Annotated in this window: 8 protein-coding genes and 1 pseudogene; 7 read left to right on the forward strand and 2 right to left on the reverse strand. The window is 44.9% G+C overall.

Annotated features, from left to right (window positions below; translation table 11 throughout):
* Window positions 1-83 precede the first annotated feature (83 nt).
* The gene (locus QUB24_RS29645) at window positions 84-1,439 is read left to right on the forward strand and encodes a calcium-binding protein (protein ID WP_333157171.1); all 1,356 of its coding nucleotides are present in this window, start codon (window positions 84-86) and stop codon (window positions 1,437-1,439) included.
* Window positions 1,440-1,917: 478 nt separating this feature from the next.
* Here QUB24_RS29645 and QUB24_RS29650 read toward each other — a convergent pair whose 3' ends face one another.
* Together QUB24_RS29650 and QUB24_RS29655 are read right to left on the reverse strand one after the other, a co-directional pair.
* Complete coding sequence (locus QUB24_RS29650) at window positions 1,918-3,282, reverse strand: MFS transporter (protein WP_333157172.1); 1,365 nt, start codon at window positions 3,280-3,282, stop codon at window positions 1,918-1,920.
* Between the two features lie 318 nt (window positions 3,283-3,600).
* Window positions 3,601-5,610: an Eco57I restriction-modification methylase domain-containing protein gene (locus QUB24_RS29655; RefSeq protein ID WP_333157173.1), complete on the reverse strand. Its 2,010-nt coding sequence runs from the start codon at window positions 5,608-5,610 to the stop codon at window positions 3,601-3,603.
* Window positions 5,611-5,717: 107 nt separating this feature from the next.
* On the opposite strand from QUB24_RS29655, the gene QUB24_RS29660 reads away from it, so the two are divergent.
* The 6 genes and pseudogenes from QUB24_RS29660 (at window position 5,718) to QUB24_RS29685 (ending at window position 10,462) form a co-directional block, all read left to right on the forward strand.
* Complete coding sequence (locus tag QUB24_RS29660) at window positions 5,718-5,960, forward strand: CopG family transcriptional regulator (protein WP_333157174.1); 243 nt, start codon at window positions 5,718-5,720, stop codon at window positions 5,958-5,960.
* Window positions 5,950-6,231: a type II toxin-antitoxin system RelE/ParE family toxin gene (locus tag QUB24_RS29665; RefSeq protein ID WP_333157176.1), complete on the forward strand. Its 282-nt coding sequence runs from the start codon at window positions 5,950-5,952 to the stop codon at window positions 6,229-6,231. The genes QUB24_RS29660 and QUB24_RS29665 overlap by 11 nt, the downstream gene beginning before the upstream one ends.
* A gap of 194 nt (window positions 6,232-6,425) precedes the next feature.
* Complete coding sequence (locus tag QUB24_RS29670; protein WP_333157177.1) at window positions 6,426-7,814, forward strand: AAA family ATPase; 1,389 nt, start codon at window positions 6,426-6,428, stop codon at window positions 7,812-7,814.
* Window positions 7,811-8,611 carry a hypothetical protein gene (locus QUB24_RS29675; protein WP_333157178.1) on the forward strand — a complete coding sequence of 267 codons (801 nt, stop codon included), beginning with the start codon at window positions 7,811-7,813 and terminating at the stop codon, window positions 8,609-8,611. Before QUB24_RS29670 ends, QUB24_RS29675 begins: the two co-directional genes overlap by 4 nt.
* Window positions 8,612-8,615: 4 nt before the next feature.
* A pseudogene (locus QUB24_RS29680) lies at window positions 8,616-8,756 on the forward strand (alpha-E domain-containing protein); the annotation flags it as partial.
* A gap of 92 nt (window positions 8,757-8,848) precedes the next feature.
* On the forward strand, window positions 8,849-10,462 hold the full coding sequence (locus tag QUB24_RS29685; protein ID WP_333157179.1) for a family 10 glycosylhydrolase: 1,614 nt from the start codon (window positions 8,849-8,851) through the stop codon (window positions 10,460-10,462).
* The last annotated feature ends 219 nt before the right edge of the window (window positions 10,463-10,681 follow it).

A 10,681-nucleotide genomic window follows, 5' to 3' on the forward strand; every position in this document is an offset into this window, starting at 1 on the left:
TGGTAAATAAACGAAGTTTATAGTAAACTTAGTTAAGTAGCTTAAACACTAATTCCCAATCTAACGACAGGAAATAAAAAAATATGCCCTCATCCCCCGCCGCTTACGAAACTATAGCCAAGCAACTTGTCTACATAGATAACAACCCCCAGTCTCAAACTTTAGTTCAAACAGGTTTGAGCGCTGCTGGCTACCAAATCGATCGCACCTTTGACGATCCCGGAACTGGATTTCACGCGATCGGCTTAATTTCCACGACCCCAGACAAACCGCCCGTTTTAGTATTTCGTGGCACCGACTCGCCCGTAGACGATATTGCCAACGCAGACCCGCGCGGCACCGGTTTCAACCAATTTGAAGCCAACAAACAAGCATTAGGAAATTGGCTGACACAAATCAGTCAAGATACAGCCAAAAACCCCCGCCGCTTGCCACCAGACCTTCTCGGACACAGCTTAGGCGGCGCCCTAACGCAACTAGCCGCCACCGAATTTACATCTACTATCGGAGATGTTGTCACCTTCAATTCTCCCGGAGTTGATCAGAGCACCGTCAATACATTCAAGCAGAAAGCCGGTGCCGGAAAAAATGTAACTCACTACGTAGTTGAGGGCGACTTTGTTAGTTTGGGAGGAGAAGCTTTTCTCCCCGGAAAAGTAGTTCTTCAAACATTTACTAACCCGATTATCAACCCACTACTTGTCTTGGACAAGCACACCCAAAGCGGTTTGTTAACTTCTCCTCCTCCCGGCCTGACTCAGAGAGAAATTTCTGTAGACCAGTTGAGCCGCCCTAATTTCACTTTCACAGATTCCGATTATTTAGAACTGTTAGCTGGCTTAGACTTTGCACTGCCCGCCTTGGGAACATCGCTGGAATCGCGCAGCAGTTTAGAGCAATTAAGAACCACTCCGGGAGCCTCATTTTTAGCAAACGTTGTGGCAATGCAAACTGCTCTCGATCTATCCCAAATTAATAATTTAGTAGGCGACGATGCCAACAATACAGCATCAGGTTTGGCCGGGGACGATATTATCACTGGCAATGGGGGAAATGACACTCTCAGCGGCAACAAAGGTAACGATATTATCAGCGGTGGCACCGGCAACGATCGGCTATTAGGCGGCAAAGGGGATGACAATTTGAACGGTGCAGAAGGAGACGATACACTTATTGGCGCAGCGGGTGCGGATCTCTTAATTGGTGGCGCTGGACGCGACATATTTGTGTTAGGGCGTGCCGGTACAGATACACTTATAGACTTTCAAAAGGGTCAAGATTTAATCGGTTTGAGCGGAGGTTTGAGCTTCAACCAATTGAGAGTTACTCCAGGCGATTTTATAACGACGATCGAACTGGCCAGTAATGGCGAAGTTCTTGCCAGTATTGCTGGCCTTTCAAGTAGTCCGCTAACAGCTAGCGATTTTATTGCGATTTAGTTGGCGGCTGGCAATACAGATATTCGGTAGGGACACAACAATGTTGTGTCCTTATTTTATCTTAGGAAAACAAACACGGACAATTTATACTCTTCCATGATTAAAAACATCAATATTCCTGTAGGGAGGGGTTGACCGAAATCTCCAAAAGTAGTGCAGACATTGGTCAACCGGCGTGGCATAATTGCGGGATGATTTTGATTGCTTTGTGGGATGGGCCCATGAGCCCGAAAGCGTGTATTTTCACAGCAGGCGGGACACCCCACAAGAATCATCCTCAAATTGTGCAACGCGGGCGTGGCATAATTGCGGGATGATTTTGATTGCTTTGTGGGATGGGCCCATGAGCCCGAAGGCGTGTATTTTCACAGCAGGCGGGACGGCTAACCCTACTCCCCACAAGAATCATCCTCAAATTGTGCAACGCAGGTAAACCCGACCCGCCCGAATCTTATAGTTATAGCGATCGCACTTGATCTTAATCGAAATCGTCCAGTCCAGGTCTGGGCATAGATGCCAATTTTTTCTCATCTTCTAGGGGCAGAAAGAAAATGGTTAGCATACCGGGAATCACAGCCAGCGCGCTCATCAAAAAATAATTTTGATAACCGAGACTCGCCTGCAAGTAGCCGCTAAAAACGCCCGGAATCAGCACTCCGGCTGCCATAAAAGCAGTTGTAATTGCATAGTGAGAGGCTTCGTATTCAGGGCGGACAGTCCGCATCAAGAACACTGTATAGGCAGCTACGCCCAGTCCATAAGTAAATTGCTCGATCGAGTTTACAGCATAAGCCCATTCAATCCCCGGTTGATTGATTGCCAACAGCCAATACAGCACGTTAGTCGAATTTTGCAGAATTGCCGTCGGCCACATCCATTTTTTCAATCCTTGTTTGGCAATCAAATAGCCGCCCAGCAACCCTCCAATTAACAAAAACATTACCCCTAAAGTACCGGATAATAAGCCCATATCCGAGGTAGAAACTGCTAATCCTCCTTTCTCAACTTTATCCATTAAAAATGGAGGAGCCATTTTAAACGTCAAGGCATCGCCCAAGCGAAAAATCAAGACGTAAGCCACAATCCAACCTATTTTATCTTGCTGAAAATAAGTTTTAAATGCTTCGATAAAGCTTGTTGTTTTTTGGGGGGTGTCGGATTCCAGATCGTAATTTCGAGGATAGGGAAGATACCACCGCTGAAAAAGATATATCAGCACAAACATAATCGCACAAATGCCAAAGGCTGTCGCCCATCCGTAGTTAAGCGCCGACACGCTAAAATCCGAACCGAAAAGTGACAGCGGAATGTTTTGATATATTTTGGTGTCACCTGTATTTCCGCTGACTAAATGCTGTTCTGCCAGTTTCCCCGCTAAGAACACCAATAAACCGCTACCGGCAATGACAGCACCTCTATAAGCCGTGTTGCGAACCCCCACAAACAAGGCTTGCTGGTCTTTATTGAGAGTGTTTAAATAAAATCCGTCAATGGCGATGTCGTGAGTAGCTGACACAAAGGCGATCGCCGTAAAGATAACAAGCGATATAATAATCGGTGCCGGCGTCAATACACCAAAAGCTAGGAAAGCAAACAGAAAAGCACAAATGATTTCGGTTGTTAAAATCCATTTGCGTTTCGTGGAATACAAATCAACAACTGGCCCCCACAAACCTTTTAAAACCCAAGGAAAAGACAAAAGACTTGTCAATCCGATCAATTCGTTGCTGGTTCCCATACCTTTCAAAAAAATCACCGACATTAAATTAACGACGGTGTAAGGGAGACCTTGAGCGAAGTATAATACTGATACCCACAATCCAGCGTTATGCTTTTTTTCCATTGCAGAGATATTTTACCTAGTTACTTATTTGATTTACTGAGTGCGATCGACAATTCCGGTCAATTCAACCCCTGGCATCACAGTATATGTCATTCCGATGCCAGCGGCAGCCATATAAATAGTGCATTTTAGCATCATTGTGGCTCACAAATATTTTCATTTTTTGAATAAGCCTGCAAAAGATGTTCTCCGTTAAAACTTAAATCTTGCACCATTGTCAAGAACAGGCTTTTCGGCCTGTTCCACAAAGAGTGTATTTCTTGTGGAACAGGCCGAAAAGCCTGTTCCTAAACAAGTAATTGACAATGGTGCAATATCTCAGTTAAAATGAACGAGGTAAGCGCGAAGATTCTTTTCCCAGTCAGAAGTGTCATAAGTTCGCAGCAGTTCCAAAGCACTTTCTTCTATCTGATATGCAGTTTTTGGACTATTCACCGGACGTTCGGGACTGTCAGGATTAACAACAATTAAACCTGCATCTAGAAACTGATGCACAGTCTGGCGGCGCACAGTTTCCCGCGTATTGGGCGCATACTTTTTACCGTATTCCTGATCCATAAATTCCATAATTGGTGTGATTCCCCGAAGTGGAGATTTTGCCAATTCCCAAGCATCCTTTGGCTTGAGGTCAAGCAAAGCCAGAAGGGTTAAGGCGGAACGTTCGTTAAGCTGACCTTTTGGAAAACCCAGCGCTGCAAGTATTTCTAGAGATTCATCAATACGGTTCTTGATTGTCATTGGGCTATTTTCTAACGGATTTGTCGCCTTCAGCAGTTGTCTCTCCACAAGTTGATCAATCTCCCGCTGTGTAGGAAATATTTCTCCTATTTGAGCGCCAAGTAACAGTAATTGCTCTACATTAGGATACTTCAAATTGCGTAAATCCGTAGCATTAACTTGAGTGTGTCCGTTGAACAGTCGGAAAAACGCATCTACCAAACTCGAATTTAGATAAACTGCCAATCCCCGCGCCAGGGTGAGGTCTAATCCGCGTCCCTGTTGGTGAAAGTAATTCAAATGGTTCTCGAAACCAACGCGAGAACTATTAATTTTATTGGCATCCCAGACAACTGCAACAATTCGCTTTTTCTCTTCCTTTGAGGAGAAGCGCTTGCTCAAAACATAATGTTCGTTAGGTACGAGGAGTGCAGCAGTTTTTTCCGTGACAGCTAAAGCTTGATGCTTTCTCGTTGCGGTGGGATATTCAACACCGCCAGCCCAGAAGTGTGCGGGATAAATCAGCGGAACTGTACCGTTCTCCGGTTTTAGGCGCAAGTCAGAGCGAACACGAAAATCTACAACTTTTCCGGTAGAAACTGTTAAGCCTAATTCCTCTAGGCTGCAAGTAAATTGAGCCATTTGCTCGACTACTTTATGGCTGACAGAATCCGGTAGAATCCGAATAAATTGCTCGGAATCTTGGGGATTAATTAGGGCGGTATACGGCAGTTGGTGAGACAAAACCAAGTCGTCGCCCACGCTGCTGCTTGAGGTAATTAGTACAGTATCTGGCTGTTCTATTTGTTTGGTGGCGCGCACAATAATAGTTTCTTGCAGCACCGCATCATCGCGAAATGGCAACTGTCGGGATTCAAAGATGTGTACTTGGCGTAAAGCCATCATTTGAAGGAATACTTTGCGGAAATCTCGAAAGTATAAACCGTTACAAAAGCTGCGGGGAGTAATCGACACTAATTCACCGTTTGGTTTGAGCAGGTGAGCGGCAGCAACGGTGAAGCCAGCGTAGAGATTGCTGGTTTCTAGTCCTATAGAACGCAGCAAGGTTCGGGCTTGGGATTTAGCGTCTATCTTGGCATAGGGAGGATTGATAATTGCATGGGTAAATTCCCGTTTTACTGGTTGTGTAAATAGATTGGGCTGCAACATATCGGCGCTGTCTTGAATAAAATCAATTTCGCGAACCTCACAGGTAAAAGATATCCCAAAACGCTGACATTCAATACTGCACAATTCTAAAGTTTGCTTGAGGTATTCAATCAAAATAATGTCAATTTCATAAGCTGTAACGTGCAGGCTGTGCGGTTTGTTTGGGCGCTGACAAAGCTCGCAAACAACGGCTGCTAACAGGGAACCAATTCCTGCACCGGCATCTAAAAGCGATATATCGGGACAGTTAAATTCAAACATTCCCGCCATCAAACTTGCGACTGAGGAAGGTGTTAAAAATTGTCCCTTTTCTCCTCTCTGGCTTTGCTGCAATTTTCGGGTTGCTTCTTGGCGCCAGCCATCTACTCGATCGAGTAAATTGCTTGCAGTTGAGTAGCTGTTACCCGGAAGGGCTAGCGTTTGAAAGTGCGGTACTATCATTTGTTCAAAAAGTGCGATCGCCAGTTCAGTGTATTTTCGCCCAAATAGAAATCTCTACGCTATCATAGTACCAGTTTACTCTCTTCCCATAACAGCAAAGGGCAGCCATGAGTCAAGAAAGTTTTTCATTTCTCCTTGATAGCGAAAAAAAAGAGGCGCTGAAGGCGATCGCTACTGTCACCGATCGCGATTTAACTTATGTTTTGAACGAAGCGATCGCTTCTTACCTAGAAAATTATCAATGGCTGCTTGATGAGATTAACAAAGGCGTTGCCGAGGCCGAAGCTGGAGACTTTGCCAGCGATGATGAAGTCCAAGCAGTTTTTGCCAAGTTGACTAATGAAAATTAAGTGGCTGCGACAAGCTTTGCGAAATCTAGAACAGGCTCACGCATATATTGTCAAAGACGATCCAGAGGCAGCAAGGCAATTAATTTTAAGGATTCAGGGTGCTGTAGGTCAACTCGCCGAATTTCCTTTTATGGGTCGAGTTGGTCGCGTAGAAGCTACTAGAGAACTTGTCATTTCCAATACCTCTTATCTCATCATCTATCGAGTAAAAGAAGAAAGCGTAGAAATTCTCCGTATCCTTCACAGTTCAAGAAAGTATCCAGAAAATTAGGTGATGTTACCGATCGCGTGTTCAATATATTGTTTCCTAAACTTGCACTGATGTGCTAAAATGTCAAGCGCACTCGAAAATATATAACTTTTCCGAAAGTATGTTGACTGTTCATATAGCTAGATCGGGAGGTAGCTAACGATGACACAAACTCAAACCAAGCGTTATGATTTTACTTAAGTATCTAACTGTAAATGATGACAACTATCAACTGGGGTCAAGTTTTAGATAGCATTCCAGAGAATGCCATTGAAGCGATCGTCAACTCTCAATTTGTGTCGGTTCTAATAGAAGCACTTGGATTCACTAAAAATGACCAGTTTCCACAGTTTCCAACAGGTCAGGGTGCTCAGAAAGTAGATTTCGCAGCGCGTAAAAATACTGAGAGTGAGAAGTTTTTGTTCTCTCCTGTCGCTCCCTACTTACTTGTTGAAGGCAAGGGACGGGCAATAGCGACAGGAGCTAAAATTAACTTAGCGGAAGGTACTCCCAAATATAACGAGTCTAGGGAACAGATTAAAAGATATCTGCTATCTCCTAAATGTCAAACGGCTCAATGGGGCATTATTACCAATGGCATTCATATCCAGTTATTTCGGAGGCATGGGAATGTTGTAATTCCTGCAACTCCCTGTACTCTGATTAACAAAGGTAATATTAGTGCCATTGTCCAACATATCAAAGATTTGATTGACAACCCACCCAAGGCATTGACAGTTTGTATCTATAACAATAAAGGAGGAGTGGGTAAAACGACAACAACTCTCAATTTAGCAGCAATTTTGCGAAAACAGCAAAAAAAGGTTTTAGTAGTTGATTTTGATTCACAAAGAGATTTAACGCAAACTCTTGGATTAGATGTAGGAGCTATTAGTTTATATAACTGTCTCACTGATTCAAAAGCAAATATTATCCAAACAGTTGTTCCTTTTATTCACACCGACAAACATGGAAAACCGTACACGGACAAACAAGGGAAACCGTTACGTTTTTTTGACGTGATTCCCTCAACTGAAGAAATGGAACAATTTACAGATTCTCTTCAAGCTCAATCACACATTCAAAAGGGGCAAAAAAGATTGCGAGAAATCCTTAAAGCTTTTATTTATCTATATGATTACATATTGATTGATTGCCCTACCCAATGGTTATTTTTCAGTCAGAGCAGTGTTTATGCCTCTGATGTTGTTCTCATCCCTACCAAGCATAATGGATTAGCCTCACTACACAATGCAGCTAGGGTAATTACAAAATTTATTCCCGAAATTAAACAAGAAAGAGGAGATGGTGGGCCAATTGCCCTACCAATCTTTTTCAATGGAGAGAAGATCACAGATCCTTCGCTTCAGACAGCCAATCAGGAAATTGGAAAAATAATTAATCAAGCTAAAAAAGACGGCTTTGATCTGATACCATATTATTGGCCTAAATCTACAAGCGGGAATGCTGAAAAAACTATCTTCAGTATTCCCAGCTATGCAACTGTTGCCAATGCTGCTTTTTCTCATATTCCCGCTGTTTTTCTTAACAATACCGCTGCTGAACACTATGTTGGTCTAATTAAGGAGTATTTCTTAAAATGAGTAAGTATGATGACATCGGTAAGCTGATGCACCTGCCATTAGCTGAGATTGAACCAGGGGAACCCTGCTCTGAATCAGAGTTTATCATCACCGCCGCAGCCGAGGCTATTTTGAACGCTGGCGGACGTAATTGGATTCCTGTGATTGTTAAAGAAACAGGTGATTATCAATATCAAGTAGTCAGCAATTCCTTTATTTATGCAGTCGCTCAACAAGCTGAATTAGAGCGAGTCTGGTGCATAATCATCGAGCCAGAATCCAAAAATATTGAGCAAGCTAAAATTCTGGCAAGGGAAGCAATACCAAAGGTTAACCTTAGCACAGCATCAAGAGATACTATTCTCGGTGCACTTCGATATTTGGTAGCAGAACCCGGCAGTGCATTGAACAGATTGGATGTTATTGTCGCAGCCAATCGAATCTCAGAAGCCAATCGGGAAACGTGGTCAAACTTTAAGCCTATTACCGCCTTAAGATGTGGCATTACTAGCGGTAAAAAATTAGATACTTTAGCAAAAGTATTTTATCTCTCGCCGCCTGCTCCAGTTGCACCACCACCGCCACCACCTGAAAAAGTTAGCGTTAAACGTGCATCAAGAGATGAAATTTTCGATCGTCTCAATTACTTATACACTAATAAAATAGGAGGATTTGAAAATATTGATGCCGAAAAAACAGCAGATGCTATTTTCAACGCGAATAAAGGCAAGTGGAAAAGCCTAACTCCAATTGCCAAACTTGCACCCGGCCTTGATACAGCCAAAATGAAAATCATTAAAACCCTATTTAGCCTGTAAAACTATGTTAAGTGGTGTAGCGGATTCAATTTACTGGCTCAACCGCTATATTGAAAGATCGGAAAATATCGCCCATTTTGCCGAGGTCAATTTTAATCTCATCCTCGACTCTCCCAGCGGTATTACTCAACTATTTACTGATCTGCCCACTTAATTTACCATTGTGCGAAAATGTCAAGCGGACGCTCAAACCAAAAGTCCGTAAAGGACTGTTAAACGCTCTCTCACACACTTCTCATGCGAAAGACCAAAACATTCTTTTTGTCAAGCTTGTTCCTGATTGGCTTAACAATTAGTTTTCTGCTGACTCCTGGTTGGTTCTCCAACTTCCCATCCGGCGCTAACGCACTTATGCCCCCGCAAACCCAAACCGCCGAATTTCGCGCATTCTGGGTGGACGCCTTCAACCCCGGCTTCAAAACCCCTCAAGAAGTCACAAAATTGATCGCAGACGCGCAGCGGGCAAATGCCAATGCCATCGTCGCCCAAGTCCGCCGCCGTGGCGATGCTTTTTACACGAGTGCGATCGAACCCCGCACCCTCGATCCCAACGTTCCCCCCGGTTTCGATCCCCTGCAAGATTTGATTGACAAAGCCCACGCCGCAGGCATTGAAGTACACGCTTGGATGGTGACGCTGCCGGTAGTTTCGGGCACCAAACTTCCCGCCGGTCACGTTTGGCAACAACACGGGCCTTCGGCCCCCGGCAGCGAGAATTGGGCAATGCTGACTTACGGTGGGGAAGCCCAAGGCTATCTCGATCCCGGCCATCCAGACGCCGTAGATTATACTGTTTCCGTCTATTTGGACTTGCTGAAGCGCTACGATGTGGACGGCGTACAGTTGGATTATGTGCGCTACGGCGGGCCGACTTGGGGCTACAATCCGACTGCGATCGCCCGTTTCAATCAGCAAACAGGTCGATCGGGCAAACCCGCACCCACAGATCCCGCGTGGATGCAGTGGCGGCGGGATCAGGTGACAAATTTAGTGCGGAAGCTTTATGTAGAAAGCCTTGCAATTAAACCGCGTGTTAAAATTACCGCCGCCACGATCGCCTGGGGAGACGGCCCGAAAAACGAGGCTGGATGGTATCAAACCCAGCCTTACAAAGAAGTATTGCAAGATTGGCGCGCTTGGCTGGAAGAAGGGATCGTAGACATGGCGATGCCGATGACTTACCAGCGCGAGTACAAACGATCGCAAAAACTCGCTTATGACAACTGGATCGAGTACGCCAAAGACCACCAGTACAATCGCCAAATTGCGATCGGCCCCGGCAATTACCTCAACTACATCGAAGACACCCTAGGCCAGATTCGTCGCGCCGAACAGCCGTCTGCGAAAGGAAATCACGTCGCAGGTACGGTTCTCTATTCCTACGCTAGCAGCAACGTCTACACGAATGTGGAACTGCGATCGGGCGGTAGCGGTGATTTGCCCCGCCAGCCTTGGAAATACGTTCCCCAAAGCAACGATTTGTTTTACACCGCGCTTTCTGTGCCGAGTCAATACGTTGATGCTGCGACGGGCAAAACCTATGAAACTCAGCCTGTGTGGGCGACATCAGCAGCGGTTCCCGATATGCCTTGGAAGTCGCGGCCGACTACAGGTGCGATCGCCGGAAATTTGCAGCGGTGCGCTCAAACTTGCGACGGTGCTAGCTTGACATTGCAGTCGATCGATGCTAATGGCAAGGTTCGTCAACTGCGCGCGGATGGCAAAGGATGGTTTGGGGCGATCGAGCTTTCACCCGGTTCTTATCAGGTGAAAGTTGACGGAAGTCAAATTCAACAAACAGTTAATGTTGCCGCAGGTGAAGTCACAAAAGTAAATTTCGCTAGTTTGTAGCGTGTCAGCTTAGCCGGAAATACCCCAGGGTTAGTAAGGTGCTTATGGCGTACCTTACTAATTCATGAATAATCAATTTATAACATTCATTTAAATAAAAATTCTAATAATTGCATTCGGTTTTAACCGACTTAGGAATGAGAATTAAATAACTTCCACAAGTTTGTGGGATGGGCGTCCCGCCCGTCCTTTTTGGACGGGCGGGACGCCCCTACCACA

The organism is Microcoleus sp. B9-D4, from assembly GCF_036705105.1.
Classification (GTDB): domain Bacteria; phylum Cyanobacteriota; class Cyanobacteriia; order Cyanobacteriales; family Microcoleaceae; genus Microcoleus.